Origin of the sequence: Tessaracoccus aquimaris, from assembly GCF_001997345.1 — a bacterium.
Taxonomy (GTDB): domain Bacteria; phylum Actinomycetota; class Actinomycetes; order Propionibacteriales; family Propionibacteriaceae; genus Arachnia; species Arachnia aquimaris.
On sequence record NZ_CP019606.1, the window covers coordinates 1,481,885 to 1,499,120 of the forward strand.

General features: G+C 70.8%; 14 protein-coding genes. 11 read left to right on the forward strand and 3 right to left on the reverse strand.

Annotated elements, in window-relative coordinates; all coding sequences use genetic code 11:
* The first annotated feature begins 41 nt into the window (after positions 1 to 41).
* The 4 genes from BW730_RS07000 to BW730_RS07005 all read left to right on the forward strand — a co-directional run bounded on the left by BW730_RS07000 (position 42) and on the right by BW730_RS07005 (position 2,376).
* Positions 42 to 1,364, forward strand: a complete 1,323-nt coding sequence (locus tag BW730_RS07000; RefSeq protein ID WP_158522512.1) for a zinc-dependent metalloprotease — start codon at positions 42 to 44, stop codon at positions 1,362 to 1,364.
* 208 nt (positions 1,365 to 1,572) lie between these two features.
* A complete protein-coding gene (locus BW730_RS18770; RefSeq protein WP_193432368.1) occupies positions 1,573 to 1,734 on the forward strand; it encodes a DUF5679 domain-containing protein in 162 nt (53 codons plus the stop codon).
* A 127-nt stretch (positions 1,735 to 1,861) separates the two neighbouring features.
* Positions 1,862 to 2,014 carry a hypothetical protein gene (locus BW730_RS18465; protein ID WP_158522514.1) on the forward strand — a complete coding sequence of 51 codons (153 nt, stop codon included), beginning with the start codon at positions 1,862 to 1,864 and terminating at the stop codon, positions 2,012 to 2,014.
* A complete protein-coding gene (locus tag BW730_RS07005; RefSeq protein ID WP_077685625.1) occupies positions 1,993 to 2,376 on the forward strand; it encodes a hypothetical protein in 384 nt (127 codons plus the stop codon). Before BW730_RS18465 ends, BW730_RS07005 begins: the two co-directional genes overlap by 22 nt.
* On the opposite strand, the gene BW730_RS07010 is transcribed toward BW730_RS07005, so the two are convergent.
* Positions 2,367 to 4,391, reverse strand: coding sequence for an ATP-dependent DNA helicase UvrD2 (locus BW730_RS07010; protein WP_226997119.1), 2,025 nt, complete (start codon positions 4,389 to 4,391; stop codon positions 2,367 to 2,369). The genes BW730_RS07005 and BW730_RS07010 overlap by 10 nt on opposite strands.
* Before the next feature lie 98 nt (positions 4,392 to 4,489).
* Here BW730_RS07010 and BW730_RS07015 point away from each other — a divergent pair, with 98 nt between their 5' ends.
* The 5 genes from BW730_RS07015 to BW730_RS07035 are packed head-to-tail and all read left to right on the forward strand — an operon-like array spanning position 4,490 to position 12,347.
* Positions 4,490 to 6,022, forward strand: coding sequence for an exodeoxyribonuclease V subunit gamma (locus BW730_RS07015; RefSeq protein ID WP_077685626.1), 1,533 nt, complete (start codon positions 4,490 to 4,492; stop codon positions 6,020 to 6,022).
* A complete protein-coding gene (locus tag BW730_RS07020) occupies positions 5,956 to 7,482 on the forward strand; it encodes a hypothetical protein (RefSeq protein ID WP_077685627.1) in 1,527 nt (508 codons plus the stop codon). Before BW730_RS07015 ends, BW730_RS07020 begins: the two co-directional genes overlap by 67 nt.
* Positions 7,482 to 10,649: a UvrD-helicase domain-containing protein gene (locus BW730_RS07025; protein WP_077685628.1), complete on the forward strand. Its 3,168-nt coding sequence runs from the start codon at positions 7,482 to 7,484 to the stop codon at positions 10,647 to 10,649. The genes BW730_RS07020 and BW730_RS07025 overlap by 1 nt, the downstream gene beginning before the upstream one ends.
* A complete protein-coding gene (locus BW730_RS07030) occupies positions 10,642 to 11,724 on the forward strand; it encodes an AAA family ATPase (protein ID WP_077685629.1) in 1,083 nt (360 codons plus the stop codon). Before BW730_RS07025 ends, BW730_RS07030 begins: the two co-directional genes overlap by 8 nt.
* Positions 11,721 to 12,347, forward strand: a complete 627-nt coding sequence (locus BW730_RS07035; protein WP_077685630.1) for an ATP-binding domain-containing protein — start codon at positions 11,721 to 11,723, stop codon at positions 12,345 to 12,347. The genes BW730_RS07030 and BW730_RS07035 overlap by 4 nt, the downstream gene beginning before the upstream one ends.
* A 4-nt stretch (positions 12,348 to 12,351) precedes the next feature.
* Here BW730_RS07035 and BW730_RS07040 read toward each other — a convergent pair whose 3' ends face one another.
* Positions 12,352 to 13,551: an amino acid aminotransferase gene (locus BW730_RS07040; protein WP_077685631.1), complete on the reverse strand. Its 1,200-nt coding sequence runs from the start codon at positions 13,549 to 13,551 to the stop codon at positions 12,352 to 12,354.
* A gap of 247 nt (positions 13,552 to 13,798) precedes the next feature.
* On the opposite strand from BW730_RS07040, the gene BW730_RS07045 reads away from it, so the two are divergent.
* Together BW730_RS07045 and BW730_RS07050 are read left to right on the forward strand one after the other, a co-directional pair.
* The gene (locus BW730_RS07045) at positions 13,799 to 14,926 is read left to right on the forward strand and encodes a carboxylate-amine ligase (RefSeq protein WP_158522516.1); all 1,128 of its coding nucleotides are present in this window, start codon (positions 13,799 to 13,801) and stop codon (positions 14,924 to 14,926) included.
* A complete protein-coding gene (locus BW730_RS07050; RefSeq protein WP_077685633.1) occupies positions 14,923 to 15,690 on the forward strand; it encodes a glutamine amidotransferase in 768 nt (255 codons plus the stop codon). The genes BW730_RS07045 and BW730_RS07050 overlap by 4 nt, the downstream gene beginning before the upstream one ends.
* A 79-nt stretch (positions 15,691 to 15,769) precedes the next feature.
* Here BW730_RS07050 and BW730_RS07055 read toward each other — a convergent pair whose 3' ends face one another.
* Positions 15,770 to 17,152: an RNA polymerase sigma factor gene (locus BW730_RS07055; RefSeq protein WP_077685634.1), complete on the reverse strand. Its 1,383-nt coding sequence runs from the start codon at positions 17,150 to 17,152 to the stop codon at positions 15,770 to 15,772.
* Positions 17,153 to 17,236: the final 84 nt, after the last annotated feature.

The following is a 17,236-nucleotide window of genomic DNA, read 5'->3' on the forward strand; positions in this document are numbered from 1 at the left end:
CTTGCCCGATGCGGAAGAATGGGGGGTATAGGAGGAAGCCGATGTCCAGCAACAACCCCTTCGACTTCGAACAACTGCGCCGGATGCTTGAGCAACTCGGGTTCGGGGACGCCGAGGATCTCAACCTCGAGGAACTGATCGCCCAGGTGAACCGGATGCAGGCCTCGGGCGGCGGTTTCATGTTCGGCATGACCAACGCCGACCGCGATCCCGACGCGGCCTGGCTGACGACCCTGACGGCCGCCAAGCAGTTGGCCGCGGAGTCCGGTGGCGACCCGGCGCTGCACGACGAGGAACAGACGGCGGTGCGCGACGCCGAGCGGCTCGCCCAGTCCTGGCTGACGCCCGTGACGACCTTCGCCGAGACCGGGCGACCAGGTCGCGCCATGACGCGGGCCCAATGGCTGGACGCGACGAGCGACGGCTGGCGCGCCGTCATCGAGCCCATCATCGACGGCCTCGCCGACGCCCTCCAGCGTGGCACCGCGGGCGACGTCGAGGACGCGGAACTGCAGGGCATGTCCCAGATGCTTGCGCCCATGATGAAGTCGTCCGCGTCGCTGATCTACCGCGATCGCCTCAAGCGCGAACTGGCAAATCTCGCCAGCGACGTGCTGACAGGCACCGAGATCGGGTTCAACCTGCTCGGCTCCAGCGAGGTGGTGCTGCTGCCCAACAACGTGGCGCAGTTCACCCGCGACCTCGACGTCAAGGACTCCGACGTTGCGCTGTACCTGCTGCTGCGCGAGTCGGCGCGCCAGCGCCTTTTCCACTCGGTGGGCTGGCTCTCCCCGCAGATGAGCGCCCTCCTCGCGCACTTCTCGCGCGAGATCACCATCGACTTCGACGCGATCGCCAACCAGTTCCGCCCCGAGAGCCTCGAGGGGATGTCCATCGAGGACGTCGTCGCCGTCGGCGAGTCCGTGCGCGGCTCCTTCTTCCAGCCCGCCAGCACCCCGACCCAACTCGAGATCCTGGAGCGCCTCGAGGTGCTGCTCGCGCTCGTCGAGGGATGGGTCGACCATGTGGTCGCGAAGGCGACCTCCCCGTGGATGCCCAACGCGGGCCAGTTGGAGGAGATCACGCACCGCAGGCGCGCCTCCGGGACGCCCGTGACAAGCGTGTTCGCCGAGCTGATCGGGCTTGACCTCAGGCCGCGCCTGGTGCGTGACGCGCGCAACCTGTGGGCCGCCGTCGAGCACCAACGGGGCCTGGAGGGGCGCGACGCCGTCTGGGGCCACCCGGACCTGCTTCCGACGAAGTCCGACCTGGCAGACCCCCTCGCATTCACGGCGGGCGGCGACTCCCACGGCGGGGTCGAGGACGATCTGGACAACGAGTTGCGGAAGCTCCTCGGCGAATAAATCGGCCCGATTACCTGTTTCGCGCTTGACGCGGACCACCAGTCACGCCAGACTTTGTGGCTGAGAGTCCCGGTCGGCTCAATTCGCAGGGGAAGGCGGATCGAGCCGCCGGGACTCCGCCGTGTAGGCGGGAACTACCCTAGATGGGCTTGTCACGCGGCTACAGTTGTCTGGGCCGTTGAATCACAGCGGCATATAAGGAGGAAATATGGCTACGGAGACCTGGGAAGGCTCTTTCTACTGCGTCAAGTGCAAGGAGAAGCGCGACGCCAAGGGAGAGGTCGTCGTCAACGCCAAGGGCACCAAGATGGCCAAGGGCAAGTGCCCGGTGTGTGGCACGAACCTGAACCGCATTCTCGGTAAGGCCTGAGCCACCGCACAGACCTCGACGGGGTGATGGAAGCTTCCATCGCCCCGTCGTTGTCGTTTCCGGGGAGGTGTTGTCCGGTCAACCCGGCCCCGACCACCCACCGCGCGGCGTGGCGCAGGGTGGGGCGATGGAGACCGGACGGGAACTGTGCGTCGTCGGACGAGCCGAGCGGGCCGCGGCGATCGGGCTGGCGCTCGCTGCGGTCGGGCTGCCGTGGCGGGCCGTCAGCCCCGAGGTTGCGCTCGACCGGCCGGGGTCGTGGTCGGCTCACCCGCGCTGATCTGGGCCTTTCCTCCCGGGGGCCATCCGACACTCGAGTCGCAGGGCTACGCGTCGGGCACCTGCGCCGTCTACGCCCACTGGAGCGCCACCGACGCTGAGATCGGCCCGGTGCTGGTGCGGGGCGCCGGCCCGTGCGCCGCGTGCGTGTCCGGGTCCGCGGCGGCGCGCGGGCGCGGCGGTCATCCGGCGCTGCGCTCCTGGGTCGCGGCGTGGGTGGCCCTACAGTGCGAGGCGCTGCTGCGCACCGGGGCGAGCGAACTGATCGGCGCCAGTTGGCGCTGGCGGCTCAGCAGGCCAGGGCTCGACCTCGTCCGGTGGCGGGCGCTGCCAGGGTGCGGCGGAAAGGACTGTCAGCCCTGATGTTCCCGGATCACCTCGAGCGCGCCGTCGCCGTAGCGGTTCACCTTCGTCTGGCCGATGCCCGGAAGCCGGAGCAGGTCGGCTGGGCTGCTTGGCGCCGCCTCGGCGATAGCGAGGAGGGTCGCGTCGGTGAACACGACGAAGGCGGGCACCTTCGCCTCGTCGGCCACCGCCTTCCGCCACACCCGCAGCGCCTCGAACAGGGCCTCGTCGTAGGTCACCTCGCAGCCCTCGTGCCTGCTGAGCTTCCGCTCCCCCGCCGTGTGCAGGTGGCCGCCGCACACCCGGCAGGTCCGCGACTTCGCCGAGGTGGTGCGCTTCGGCTTGGCGCGGCCGTTGACCACCGCGGCCCCGGCCTGGTCGGCGATGAAGCGCGACCTGGTGGAGTTGCCGCGCGCCGCGGCCCAACTGATCCGCAACTCGCGCTTGGCACGGGTGAACCCGACGTAGAGGAGGCGGCGCTCCTCCGACAGTTCCGGCTCCTCCTGGGACAGGGCGAACGGGATCAGCCCCTCGCGGACCCCGATGATCGACACCGCCTGCCATTCAAGGCCCTTTGCGGCGTGCAGCGTCGACAGCGTCACCGCGTCGGCGACCGGGCTGGCCTGCCAACTGGCGCGCTCCTGCAGCCAGGCCGCCGCATCGCCCGCGGCCCATCCGTCGCGCCCGGCGGCCTCGTCTACGAGCATGGTGCGCAGCGCCTCGAGCGACTCCCACCGCTCGCGCTGCCTGCCCTGCCCGCTCGGCGCCTCCGCGCGCCAGCCGAGGCCGGCGAGCACCCCGTCCATCACGTCGGTCGCGGGGGCCTCCGGGCCCCTGGAGGCGGTGCGACCGTACTCGAGCACTGCCTGGCGCACCTCCGCGCGGTCGTAGAAGCGCTCGGTGCCGCGCACGGTGTAGGGAACCCCCGCCTCCGTCAGCGCCGCCTCGAGGTTCGGCGACTGCGCGTTGATCCGGTACAGCACGGCGATCTCCGACCAGGGGGTGCCCTCGGCGCGGACGGCCTTGACCCACGCCGCGACGCCGGCGGCCTCGGTGCGCTCGTCTGGTTCGCCGGTGAACGTCGGGACGGGTCCCGGATCCCTGGTCGCCTTCAGCGCCGCGGGCCCACCTTCGCGGACCCGGAGCACCTTGTTGGCGGCGGCGATCACCTGAGGGCTGGAGCGGTAGTTGCGCACCAGTCGGACGGTCTGGGAGCCCTCGTGTTCGGAGGCGAATCCCAGCAGGTAGGCGGCGTCGGCCCCCGCGAAGGAGTGGATCGCCTGGTTGGCGTCGCCCACCACGCACACGTCGTCCCTCCCGTCGACCCACAGCGAGATCAGCCGGTGCTGCAGCGCGGAGACGTCCTGGTACTCGTCGACGACGAAGTGGCGGTAGGTGCTTCGGATCCGGGCCCCGATCTCCTCGTGTTCGCTGAGCAGCACGGCGTTGCACATCAGGATGTCGTTGAAGTCGACGCTTCCCTCGGTGAGCTTCTGCTTCTCGTAGTGCGCCATCACGGCCGACACCTGCGCGGGGGTCGCCCCGTTCACGGAGCGCCCGTCTGCGACGTCGGGATAGCGGGCGGCGCTGACGTTGCTGGTCTTCGCCCAGGAGATCTCCGAGTCGAGGTCGCGCACCAGGGCGGTCTCGGAGGAGCCGAGCACCTGGTGCGCCGCGCGGGCGACCAGGCCGAAGGTGTTCTCGGCGACGCGCGGGAACTCGACGCCGTAGGCCTGCGGCCAGAAGAACTGGCACTGCCGCAGCGCGGCGGAGTGGATGGTGCGCGCCTGCGCCGCACGGACGCCGAGCGAGGCGAGCCGCGAACGCATCTCGCCAGCCGCCCTGGTGGTGAAGGTCACCGCGAGCGTGCCCGCCGGGTCGTAGCGGCCCTCACGCACGGCATGGGCGATCCGGTGCGTGATCGCCCTGGTCTTGCCCGTCCCCGCACCAGCGAGCACGACGACCGGGTGGTCGAGCATCGTGGCGACGCGGCGCTGTTCGGGGTCGAGGGCATCAAGGATCGGATCGGTCACACCCCCATTGTCCGGGTGGCCACTGACACATTGCCAACCGGCAACCGTCGGAGGCGACCACTAGGGTGGTGCGGAGGCTTGGGAAGGGCGGGTTTGAGATGGATGTGGAGCTGCTGACGGGGCGGCGCTGGGCGACGCTGCTCGATGCCCTTGCCGACCGGCTGCGCGGCACCCACACCGATCCCTTCGCCTGGTCGCGCGTCGTCGTCTCCTCCCCCGCCACCGGGCGCATCGTCGGGCAGGAGATCGCCGCCCGGCTCGGCATCTCCGCGGGCATCGAGTACGTCACCCCCGCGCGCCTGATGGGTCAGCTCGCGGAGCGCGCAGGGGTCGCCCGCGACCGGTCCCGCTGGCTCGGCACCCCTCTAGAGCTGGCCACCTGGGAGGCCATCGACGAACTGGCCGACCAGTTCCCGGTGCTTGCCCGTGCAGCCGAGCCCGGCCGCGTCGGAGGCAGGCGCGCGACGGCGCAACGGATCGCCCGGCTCTTCAGGTGGTACCTCGACGTCTCCCCCGATCTGCTCGGCGGCTGGCTCGCCGGCGAGGATGCAGGGCCCGACGGTGAGGAACTCGCGCAGCGCTGGGCCTGGCAGCCCGCGCTGCTGCGCGCTGCCGTTGACTGCCTGGAGGTCGACCCGCTCGACACTCTCGAGGCGACCGTCAACGCGGCGGCCGACGACGACGTGCCGACCTTCGTGCTCGCCGTCGATGACCTGACGACCCCGCAGCGGGCGGCGCTGGAGTCGTTCGGGTCGCTGACGGTGATCGCCCCGCTCGGCTCGCCGGGCGCGGCGTGGGCAGAGGGTCTCGGCGCGCAGCCGACCGACCTGGGCGACGAGGGCTCCCCCAACCCGGTCGAGGTGTCGCTGCACGACTCGCACGGCCCGGCCCGCCAGGTCGAGGTGCTGCGCGACGAACTGACCCGCGCGTTCGAGGCCGACCCGACGCTGGAGCCCCGCGACGTCGCGATCGTCTGCCCCCGCCCTGAGCGCTACGCGCATCTCCTTGACGCGGCGTTCTCCAACCGCGTCGAGGGAGGCCACCCCGGCAGGCAGTTGCGCGTGCAGCAGGCCGCCGCCCCCGACCACAATCCGGTCCTGACGCTCCTGTCGACGCTGCTTCGGCTCGGCGAACTGCGCGCCTCCGCGACCGACGTTGTCGAACTGCTGCTTTCGGCGCCCATCGCGCACCGCTGGCGCCTCAACGACAGGCAGGCGGTCCTCGAACTCGTCGGCGGCTCCGGCATCCGGTGGGGCATGGACGCCCAGCACCGCGCCGCCTTCGCGCTCGACGGGCTGGCCCAGAACACCTGGTTGCGCGGCCTTGACCGGCTACTGGTCGGCCTGTCCGTCGCGACTGGGCACGAGGGCTCGCTGCAGGTGGCGGGCACCGACGCGGTGGAGGCCTCCGACCTCGAGACGGTCGGGGCGCTGTGCGAGATCGTCTCGCGGCTGCGTCGCCTCATCGGCGAGACCGCGGCGCCCGCCACCATCGTCGAATGGGTGAGGCGCGCCCGCGCGATTCTCGTCGACCTGATCGGCCCCCGCGCGACGACGAGTGGCAGGTGCTGCACGCGCACTCCGTGCTCTCCCGGTTCGAGGCCGACCACGTCTCGAGCGAGACCCGCCTGACCCGCGGCGAGTTCGCCCATCTCCTGACCGCGGCCGAGTCCGCGCCGCGCGCGCGGGTCGCGGCGGGCAACGGCTCGCTGCTCGTCGCCCCACTGGGGGAACTGCGCCACGTCGAGTTCCGGCTGGTCGCGCTGCTCGGCGTCACCGACGACGTGGTGCCGGGCGGTTCGGGGCTCGCGCCAGACGCCGTCGACCTCGGCGACGCGGCCCCCGATCAGCGGCGCAGGCGGCTCGACCAACTCCTCGGCCACGCCCGCTCCGCGGAACGGCTCCTGATCGTGCGGCAGAGCGCCTCGCAGCGCACCAACGACAGGATCGCGCCGCCGTCTGCGGTGAGTTGGCTCCTGGAGGAACTGGGCGCCGCCCCGCAGCCGGTCGCGCACCCACCGACGGCGACCTCGGAGGCCAACTTCGGCTCCCCCGCCAGCTTCGACATCGCGGCGCACTCGGGTGCCGTGGCCCGACGCTCCGCCTCCCGCGTCGCGACCGTGCGGCTCCGGCGCAGGGAACAGGCGAGGCTGCGTCCTGCGGGCGCGGCCCCCGCTCAGGTCTCCGTCACCCAGCTGACCCGCTTCCTCGCCGACCCTGCGAAGGCATTCCTGCGCTCGGCGGCAGGGCTGCCGCTGTTCACGGAGCCATCTCTCAACGACGACATGCCGCTCGAACTGAACGGGCTGGCCCAGTGGTCGGTCGTCACGACCCTGCTCGACGCGCTGAAGCAGGGCACGCCGCTGCAGTCTGTGATCAGGACGTTGCGCAGCAACGAGGAACTCCCGCCCGAAGAGATCGGCAGGGCCGAGTTCTCGCGCGCAAAGGCACGCGCCGAACTGCTCTGGGGGGAGGCTGGCCCCGCCTACCGGAGCGAGATCACCGACGTGCCCGTCGACCTGGGTTTCGACCTGCCTGGCCTCGGCACGATCCGGTTGGTCGACGAGATCCGTTGCCGCGGGGGCGAGGCGCTGACGCTGACCCCGAGCAAGACGACCGACAAGCTGATCGGGCCGTGGCTGGAGTCGCTGGCACTGACCGCCGCGGGAACCCCCACCCCTGGCAGCGTGTACCGGTTCGTGCAGGATCCGGGCAACTGGAGCGACGTCATCGTCGACCACCGTCGGGTAGGCGAACCCGATCCGGCCGCCGCGCGGGCACGGCTCGAGACGGTGTTGCGGGCCTACGTGCTCGGCCAGCACCGCCTGATCCCCGCCCCCGCGACCGCCGCGATCTGCTACGCAGACGAGATCCGCCGCGATCGCCACAAGCGGGGCGCCTGGCGCGGCCAGCCGGGCTACCGGCACGACAAGTGGAGTTCGATGGGTGAGGCGTGGGAACTGTTCTACGACCAGGACGTCGCCGACCTCTTCGTCGACCCTCCGACCGCTGAGGACCCGGCCAACGGTGAGGACTCGGCCTTCGGCGCGTGGGCCGTTGCCCTGTACACCGGCCTGATGGGGGGCAACTGATGCACGACTTCGACCTGACCGGCCCCCTCCCCACCGGCACGACGCTTCTCGAGGCGAGCGCGGGCACCGGGAAGACCTACGCGATCGCCGCGCTCGCGACCCGCTACCTCGCCGAGCGCCCCGACCTCGACGTCACGCAACTCCTGATGATCACCTTCGGCAACCACGCAGCAGGCGAACTGCGCAGCCGGGTGTTCGCCAGGCTCCAGGCGACGCTGCGTCGCCTCGACGCCCACCTCGCGGGCGAGCAGATGGACGACCCGGACCCCGTCGATCTGCTCCTGGCCGGCACCGACGCAAAGGTGCACCGCGACAGGATCGCCACCGCCGTCGCCCGCTACAACGAGGCAACGATCCTGACCACGCACGCGTTCTGCGACGCGATGCTTCGCGAGTTGGGCGTCCTCGCCGACTGGGACCCGGCCGAGACCATCGGCCCGGACGACCGCGAACTTGCGCGCCAATGCGCAAGCGACACCTATCTGAGGCTGCACCGCGACCAGAGCGATCCCCCGTTCGACCCGCGCACGGCGCTGCGGATCGGCGAGGCGGCCTGTGAGACCGCGCTGCCACTCCTGCCCCTCGACGGGCCGCGCCACGACTACGCCGTCGCGGTGCGCGAGTTGTACGCGGCACGGAAGGCAACGGAGGGGATCTGCACCTTCGACGACGTGATCGCCCGGTTGCGCGAAGCGCTCGCCGACCCCCGCACCGGAGGCCTTGCCCGCGAACACCTGGCGGGCCGCTTCCCCGTGGTGCTGGTGGATGAGTTCCAGGACACCGACCCCGAGCAGTGGGACATCATCGAGCGCGCGTTCGTCGCCCCCGGCCGGCCGACCATCCTGATCGGCGACCCGAAGCAGTCGATCTACGGGTTCCGCGGCGCCGACCTGGGCAGCTACCTGCGGGCCCGCCAAGGCGCCGAGGTGTTCACCATGGCGACCAACCACCGCTCCGACGCGCCGCTGGTGCGCGGCGTCGTCGACCTCTTCGGTGACATGGAACTCGGCTCGGCCGAGGTCACCGTCACCCCGGTCACCGCCCGCCACGGGGCCCGGCTGACGTTGCCTGTCGAGGCCCGCGTCTGGCTGCGCCGCGAGAGCGCCGACTCGCTGCTGGCCGCAGGAGTCGACGGCCTCACCGCCATCGAGCGCGACCTGATCCGGCAGGTCCGCAACCTGCTGGCCCACGCCAGCCTGACGACGCCGTCCGGCACCCGCGCGCTCGGCCCAGGCGACATCGCCGTGCTGACCCGCACCACGGCCCGCGCCCGCCGCGTCCGCGAGGCGCTCACGGAGGCGGGGCTGTCCGCGGTGCTCACCGGCAGCCAGTCCGTGTGGAAGCAGGACTCGGCAGACGACTGGCAGTCGCTGCTGCGCGCCATGGCCGACCCCACGCAGTCGCACATCAGGATGGCGGCCATGACTCCCCTGGTCGGCTCCGAACTCGGCGACCTGCTGAGCGAGGGCAGCCAGGAACCGGCACGGGTCAGCACCCTGGTTCGGGAACTGAGCCTCGCCTTCGACACCGGGGGGATCGGGGCGGTCGTGACCGTGCTGCGCTCCCGCGCCAACCTGGACGCGCGGGTGCTCGCCGAGGCCGACGGTGCCCGCCGCCTGACGGACCTGCTGCACATCGCCGAGTTGCTCGACGCCAGCGGCCAGCGCTCGCTGCCCGGACTCCTCGCCGTGATCGCCGAGCGTCGGTCCGGGGACGACGAGGCCGACTCCATCCGGATCGAGTCCGACGAGCCAGCGATCCGCGTGATGACCATGCACGCCGCCAAGGGCCTCGAGTTCCCGGTGGTGCTGCTCCCCGAGACCGGCGGCAGCCACGTCCGCGTGGCGTACCCGTTCTCCGTCATCGAGGCCAACCGTCGACACCTGTACGTCGGTGAGAAGCCCAGCCACCTCGACGACATCCACAAGGACGTCAACCGGCAGAACCTCGAGGAGGAGTTGCGACTGCTCTACGTCGGCATGACGCGCGCCGCACACCTGACGATCGCCTGGCATGTCAGCGACAACACCCGGGCAAGCAGCAACGGCCCGCTGAGCACGCTGCTGAAGCGCCACGGGTGGCGCCAGAGCGGCACGACGACGCCCATCCACCTGGCGAGCGTCTTCGACAGCCTGCTCGACCCGACGCCGCCGCCGGGAGGGACCCCGCCGTCGGCCGAGGGCCGCGAACCGCTGGCGCTTGCGACGCTGCACCGCGCCGTCGACCACACCTGGCGGCGCACCTCCTACTCGGGGCTGACTCAGGGCCTGCACGAGCAGGTCGTGCGGGTCGTCACCGACGAGGCCGACCAACTCGACCTCGCCCCCGTGCATGAGGTCGCCCCCGAGTTGCTGGCCGCATCCCCGATGGCCGACCTGCCCGCGGGCGCCGGCTTCGGCACCCTGGTGCACGAGGCCCTGGAGCGCCTGGACTGGGCCCCGGAGCGGCTGACGGCAAGCGCGCACGAACTGCTCGCAGAGATCGGCCCGGCCAACGGCCTCGACGCGACGCAGTCCGGCCTGCTTGCGGACGCTCTCGACCTGCTGTGCCGCACGCCCCTGCTGCCGCTCACCTCGACGACGCTGTCCGGCCTGCCCACCTCGTCCCGGCTGCCGGAACTCGACTTCGACCTGCCGCTCGCCGACGCCGGCCGTCCCGCGACGCTGGCCGACCTGGCCGCGCTGATGGCCGAGCACCTCGGAGCCGACGACCCGCTGGTCGACTATCCGCGCAGGCTCGCCTCCTCCGAGGCGGCCCCTGCCGTCCTCAACGGCTTCCTGACCGGCTCGATCGACGCCGTCCTGCGCCTGCCGGACGGCCGGTTCGCGGTCGTCGACTACAAGACCAACCGGCTCAGCCCGACGGCCGCCGACCCCTTGACGCTCGGCCACTACACCGCCCCGTCGATGGCGGAGGCCATGATGCAGGCCCACTATCCGCTGCAGGCGAGCCTGTACTGCGTCGCGCTGCACCGCTACCTGACGCTGCGGCTTCCCGGCTACGACCCGGCCGAGCACCTCGGCGGCGTCGGATACCTCTTCGTGCGCGGCATGGCGGGCCCCGACACCCCCGTCGTCGACGGCACCGCCTGCGGCGTCTTCGGCTGGTTCCCGCCCGCCGCCTTCGTGGTCGCCACCTCGGACCTGCTGGGAGGTCACCGTGCCTGAACTGCCTATCGCCGCCACCGGAACGCTGCTCGCCTTTGCGGAGGCGGGCATGCTGCGGCTGATCGACTTCCATCTGGCGCGCCGCCTCGCGCAACTCACGGGCGAGGCCGACCCCGAGTTGATGCTGGCCTGCGCCCTCGCGGTCAGGGAACTGCGGCTCGGGTCGGTCTGCGTCGACCTGGCCTCGGCGGCCGAGCGACTCCAACCCGAGGCCGACCTGGACGACGGCGCGGCCGAGGCCGTCCCCGTCGCGCTCCCATGGCCCGAGGCCGACGCCTGGCTTGCACGGGTCGCGGCGTCTCCCACCGTGGCGACCGACGCCTCCGTCGAGGCCCCGTTCCGGCTCGACGGGACGCTGCTCTACCTCGACCGCTACTGGCGGCAGGAGCGCTCGCTCGCCGACCTGCTCCGCGCCCGCAGCGCGGTCACCGTCGAACCGGTGCCCGTCACCTTCGCGGTCGACGAAGTTCTCGACGAACAGCAGCGCGACGCCGTCACGGCCGCGCTCGGCCATCTCACCACCGTCATCACGGGCGGCCCCGGAACGGGCAAGACCACGATCGTGGCGAAGATCCTCGAGGCGCTCGGCCCCGTCATGCCGCGGGTCGCGCTGTGCGCTCCGACAGGCAAGGCCGCGGCGCGGCTGCTGCAGGAGGTCGGCGGCGCGACGGGCCACACCTGGGGCGGCACCCTGCACAAGTTGCTTGGGCTGCGTCCCCGGTCGGCGCACAGCGAGTACGGGCCGCGGAACCCACTCCCCTACGACGTCGTCGTGGTGGACGAGACGTCGATGGTCTCGCTCGAGTTGATGGCGACCCTGCTCGCCGCGCTGTCCGAACGGACCCGGCTGATCCTGCTCGGCGACCCCCACCAGTTGCGTTCGGTCGAGGCAGGCGCCGTGCTCGCTGACATCGAGAGCGCAGACGACCTCGTGACTGCCCCGGCGGCAGCCTGGCGCGACTGCTGCACAACTACCGCTCCAACGCCGAGATCAACGAACTCGCCGACGCGATCCTCCGAGGCGACGAGGCGGCCGCACGGGCGGCAGTTGAGGGCGCGGAAAGCATCGAGATGATCGCCTTCGCAGGCGACGTCGACCCGGCAACGCTGCACGCGATCCGCGGCGACGCGCTCGCCACCGCAGCGGCGGTGCGTGGCCATGCGTTGGAGGCGGACGGGGTCGCGGCCAACAAGGCGCTCGACAGGCACCGGGTGCTGTGCGGCCACCGCGAGGGGCCGTTCGGCGTGACGCACTGGGCAAGGTCGCTGCGCACCTGGCTCGCCAGCGAACTGGACGGCTACGGCTACGACAACCGCCACTACCCCGGTCAGCCGCTGCTGATCCAGCGCAACAGCGACCTGTTCAGCAACGGCGACACGGCCGTGGTGGTGAAACGCGCAGACAACGAGTTGGTGGCGGTCGTCGACCGGCCAGAGGGGGCGCTGTGGGTGGCGCCCGCGCTGCTCGACGACGCGACCGACCTGCACGCCATGACGATCCACAAGTCGCAGGGCAGCCAGTTCGACACCGTCTCGATCGTGCTCCCGCCGCCCGGTTCCCCGCTGCTGACCAGGGAGTTGCTGTACACGGCGGTCACCCGCGCGCGACAGCAGGTCAGGCTCTACGGCTCGTGGGAGGCGTTCGCCGAGGCGGTCGGCACCCCGGCCCGGCGCGCGAGCGGCCTGGCCGGGGCCTGATCACTCAGGCGCCGCGGACTGATGCGATCGCGTCGGCGACGTAGTCGAGGTTGCCGGTGTTGAGCGCGGCGACGCACATCCGGCCCGAGTCGAGCCCGTAGACGCCGTGCTCGGTGCGCAGCGCGATCATCTGGTCCTTGGTGAGGCCCGAGTAGCTGAACATGCCGAGCTGTTCTGCGATGAAGCCCATGTCGCTGATGCCGCGCGCGGCGAGGGCGTCGACGAGGCCCTGGCGCAGCGTCTTGATCCGCTCACGCATCGAGCCGAGCTCGTCCTCCCAGCTCTGCCGGAGCTCCGGGTCCGTCAGCACGGTTGTGACGAGCGCAGCGCCCTCGGTCGGTGGGTTGGAGTAGTTGGTGCGCACCACGATCTTGAGCTGCGAGAGCACCTTCTTGGCCTCCTCGGCGCTGCCGAGCACCACCGAGAGGGAGCCGATCCGCTCGCCGTACAGGCTGAACGACTTGGAGTAGGAAGTCGAGAGCAGGAAGTTCAGGCCCGAGTCGATGAACTTCGTGACCACGGCGCCGTCCTCGGCGATCCCGAAGCCGAAGCCCTGGTAGGCCATGTCGAGGAAGGGCACCAGCCCACGCTCGCGCAGCACGTCGATGACGGCGTCCCACTGTTCGCCCGTCAGGTCGTACCCGGTGGGGTTGTGGCAGCAGGCGTGCAGCACCACGACGGTGCCCTCCGCGGCGGCGCGCAGGTCCTCGAGCATGCCGTCGACGTCGATGCCCTTCGCCTCTGCGTCGTAGTAGCGGTAGGCGTCGACCGTGAAGCCGGCGCGGGTGAACAGCGCCCTGTGGTTCTCCCAGCTCGGGTCGGAGATCAGGACGGTCGCCTCGGGGCTGAGCTGGTGGAGCAGGTCGGCGCCCACCTTCAGCGCCCCGGTGCCGCCGAGGGTCTGCACGGTCGCTATCCGGCCGTCGGCCAGCGCAGCCGAGTCGGCCCCGAAGATCAGGGCGCGGACGGCGTCGCGGTACGCGGGCATGCCGTCGATGCCGAGGTAGGCCTTCGGCTTGTGCTGCTGCGTGACGCGCTCCTCGGCGGAGCGCACCGCCGCCATGAGGGGCAGCTTGCCGTCCTCACCGAGGTAGACGCCCACGCCCAGGTTGACCTTCTCGGGTCGGGTGTCTGCGTTGAAGGCCTCGGTCAGTCCGAGGATCGGGTCGGCGGGGGCAAGTTCGGCGCGGTCGAACAGCGACATGTGTTGGCTTCCTCTCGTTCCCGGCCAGCTTAGTGCCGCGTCGCCGGCAGGTCCGCCTCATCCCAGCCGCCGGGGCAGGTCTGGCGTTGAGCAGCATTCCGCTTTCGTTACCCACAACGGCGCCAACTCTCGGCGCGTCGCCCATCGAGGTCGCGATACTGCTCAACGCCCGACCAAACCGCGCTCGCGGACTGGCCCCGAAGTGGCGTCGCCCGTTGTTATCGTTCGGTCAGATCGGAGGTGGGACGTGAAGATCAAGTTCGGTGAGTCCAAGCAGTCGAGCGTCGGGATCGAGTGGGAGTTGGCGGTCGTCGACGCCCAGACGCTCGAACAGGTGCCCGGGGCTGAGGTGCTGCTCAGCACCGTCGAGGACGCGGCGGAGGGGCCGATCAGGCGCGAGTACCTGACCTCCATGATCGAACTCGTCTCCGGCGTGCACCAGAGCGTCCCCTCCGCCGTCGCCGAGATGCGTGGGCTGCTGGAGCACTCGCTGTCGGTGCTCGAGCCGCACGGCCTGACGCTGCTCGGCGCGGGGGCGCATCCCTTCGGCGACCCGACGAAGCAGTTCGCGGGAGACAAGCCCCAGTACCGCAGGGTGAGCGAACGCAACGCGTGGTGGGGCAAGCGGATGGCCATCAACGGCCTTCACATCCACACCGGCATCGACGCGCGGGTCAAGGCCCTCCCGATCGTCTACGGCATCGCCCGCTTCACCCCGTACTTCATCGCGCTGTCGGCCAGCTCGCCCTACTGGATGGGCGAGGACACCAGGTTCGCGTCGCAGCGCACCATGATGTTCCAGCAGTTGCCGACCAACGGCCTGCCCTATCACATGGAGGACTGGGCCGAGTTGGAGCGCTTCGCGTCCCAACTCGAGGGGGTCGGCCTGATCCAGAACCCATCCGAGATTCGGTGGGACGTGCGACCTTCGGGGTGGGGAACCGTCGAGAACCGCATCATGGACTCGGTGCCGACGCTGATGGAGGTCGGAGCGCTGTGCGCGTTCAGCCAGTGCCTGGTCGAGCGGATGTCGCGAGCGCTCGCCGTCGGCGAGCCGATCGACCGGCTGCCGTACTGGTTCATGCGGGAGAACAAGTGGCGCGCCGCCCGTTACGGTCTTGCCGCCGACGTGATCACGCCCCGCAAGGAGGAGTACCTGATCCACGTCCACGACGGCATCATCCGGTGGGTCGAGGAGCTGCGCGACATCGCAGATGAACTGGGCTGCGCCGAGCAACTCGAGGACGTGCGGCGGCTGGCGCTGAAGGGACCCAGCTACCTGAGGCAGCGTCGGGTCGGCGACCCTGTTGGGGCGACCCGTAGGCTCGTGGAGGAGCTGCGCGCCGGCACCCCGACGTTCAAGGACACGCCATGAAACCCTTCCTGCTGCTGAGCACCCGCCCCGAGGACGCCGCGTCCGAGGGCGAGCGGGAGGCCATCGTCCGCCTCTCGGGGCTCTCGGACGACGACGTCGTGCAGTACCGCGTGGAACGCCAGCCGCTGCCGCCGATCGACCTTGACGACTACTCGGGCGTCTTCCTGGGAGGCGGCCCGTTCAACGCGAGCGACGACCCGAAGTCTGACCATCAGGACCGCATCGAGGCGGACATCTTCCGCGTCATCGACGACGCCGTGCACCGCGACTTCCCGTTCCTCGGCCTCTGTTACGGCGTCGGCGCCCTGACGAGCCGCCTCGGCGGCGTCGTGGACCGCACCTACGGCGAGGACGCGGGGGTCGCCACCGCGACGCTGACGTCCGAGGGGCGCGACGACCGGCTCTTCGACGGAATCCCCAGCGAGATGGTCGCCTTCGTCGGCCACAAGGAGGCCTCGAGCCAACTGCCCGAGGGCGCGGTGCTGCTGGCGACGGGGATCGAGTGCCCCGTGCAGGCGTTCCGGTTGGGAAGCAACGTCTACGCGACCCAGTTCCACCCCGAGCTGGACCGGCCGGGGATGGCGTCGCGGCTGCGGATCTACAGCCAGGCAGGCTACTTCCATCCGTCGGAGACGGAGACGCTCGCGGCGTTCGCGGAGGGCGCCCCGATCTCGCCGGAGGTGCACCTGGTGCTCGCCAACTTCGTCGCGATCGCCCGGCGCCGCGAGGCCTCCACCGCAGATCAGGCGCTGTCCCCCGCCTGAGGCTCAGACGCCTGAGGCACAGACAAGCAACACCGGCCGCCCCCTGAATCGGGGGCGGCCGGTGTCGTCGTCGGGGATGTCAGTCCAGGTAGTCGCGCAACACCTGCGAGCGCGACGGATGACGCAGCTTCGACATGGTCTTCGACTCGATCTGGCGGATGCGCTCGCGCGTGACGCCGTAGACCTTTCCGATCTCGTCGAGGGTCTTCGGCTGGCCGTCGGTCAGGCCGAAGCGCATGCTCACCACGCCCGCCTCGCGCTCGCTGAGCGTGTCGAGGACGTCGTTGAGCTGTTCCTGCAGCAGCGTGAAGTTCACCGCGTCCGCGGGCACGACGGCCTCGGAGTCCTCGATGAGGTCGCCGAACTCGGAGTCGCCGTCCTCGCCGAGCGGGGTGTGCAGCGAGATCGGCTCGCGGCCGTACTTCTGGACCTCGACGACCTTCTCGGGCGTCATGTCCAGCTCGACCGCCAGTTCCTCGGGCGTTGGTTCGCGGCCGAGGTCCTGCAGCATCTGGCGCTGCACGCGGGCGAGTTTGTTGATGACCTCGACCATGTGGACGGGGATGCGGATCGTGCGGGCCTGGTCGGCCATGGCGCGGGTGATCGCCTGCTTGATCCACCACGTCGCGTAGGTAGAGAACTTGTAGCCCTTGGTGTAGTCGAACTTCTCGACGGCGCGGATCAGGCCGAGGTTGCCCTCCTGGATCAGGTCGAGGAACAGCATGCCGCGACCGGTGTAGCGCTTGGCGAGCGAGACGACCAGGCGCAGGTTGGCCTCGAGCAGGTGGTTCTTCGCGCGGTGGCCGTCCTCGGCGATCCACTCGAAGTCCTCCAGGTCGGCTGCCTTGACGGCGTCGCCCGTGATCCGCTCGTCCGCGAACAGGCCCGCCTCGATGCGCTTGGCGAGTTCGACCTCCTGGACGGCGTTGAGCAGCGCGACCTTGCCGATCTGCTTCAGGTAGTCCTTGACGGGGTCGGCCGTTGCTCCGGCGGAGACGACCTGCTGCTCCGGCTCGTCTGCGTCGTCGGAGTCGGAGAGCGCGAAGCCCTGGTCCTCGGTGAGTTCCTTCTCGAGCGGGGCCTCCTTGGCCTCCTCGAACTGCGAGTCGTCGACCTCGTCGAGCGAGCGCTTCTTGCCGCCGACGGTCAGGACGACATCGTTGCCGTCGCGCTCGAACTTGACCTCGACCTCGCCGGTCGAGGCCTGCGCGATGGTGGGCTCCTTGGCGGCGGCCTTCGCAGGCGCCTTGCGGGTGCGGGTGGTCTTCGCTGCTGGGGCGTCGGCCTTCACGTCCGACACAGCGGGCTTTGCTGCACGGGTGCGCGGGGCGGCCTTGGTCGCTGCTGCCTCTCCTGCGGGCTTCCGGGTGCGCGTCGCCGGCTTCTTCTCGGCGGGCGCCTCCTGGGCGGAGCTCCGGCGGGTGCGTGGTGCCTTGCCGGGGTCTTCAGCGTTCTGGGTCACGGTTGTCCTCTCAAGCCAGACGACTGACTTTTGCGCGTGCGCCGCCCCGTTCTAGTCAAGGGTGACGCGCCCTCCATTCTGGCA

What these genes read in the sequence shown, in the direction of transcription:
- BW730_RS07000 (WP_158522512.1), top strand. Translation starts at nt 42, where the DNA reads ATGTCCAGCAACAACCCCTTCGACTTCGAACAACTGCGCCGGATGCTT.
- BW730_RS18770 (WP_193432368.1), top strand. Translation starts at nt 1,573, where the DNA reads ATGGCTACGGAGACCTGGGAAGGCTCTTTCTACTGCGTCAAGTGCAAG.
- BW730_RS18465 (WP_158522514.1), top strand. Translation starts at nt 1,862, where the DNA reads ATGGAGACCGGACGGGAACTGTGCGTCGTCGGACGAGCCGAGCGGGCC.
- BW730_RS07015 (WP_077685626.1), top strand. Translation starts at nt 4,490, where the DNA reads ATGGATGTGGAGCTGCTGACGGGGCGGCGCTGGGCGACGCTGCTCGAT.
- BW730_RS07025 (WP_077685628.1), top strand. Translation starts at nt 7,482, where the DNA reads ATGCACGACTTCGACCTGACCGGCCCCCTCCCCACCGGCACGACGCTT.
- BW730_RS07035 (WP_077685630.1), top strand. Translation starts at nt 11,721, where the DNA reads ATGATCGCCTTCGCAGGCGACGTCGACCCGGCAACGCTGCACGCGATC.
- BW730_RS07040 (WP_077685631.1), bottom strand. Translation starts at nt 13,551, where the DNA reads ATGTCGCTGTTCGACCGCGCCGAACTTGCCCCCGCCGACCCGATCCTC.
- BW730_RS07050 (WP_077685633.1), top strand. Translation starts at nt 14,923, where the DNA reads ATGAAACCCTTCCTGCTGCTGAGCACCCGCCCCGAGGACGCCGCGTCC.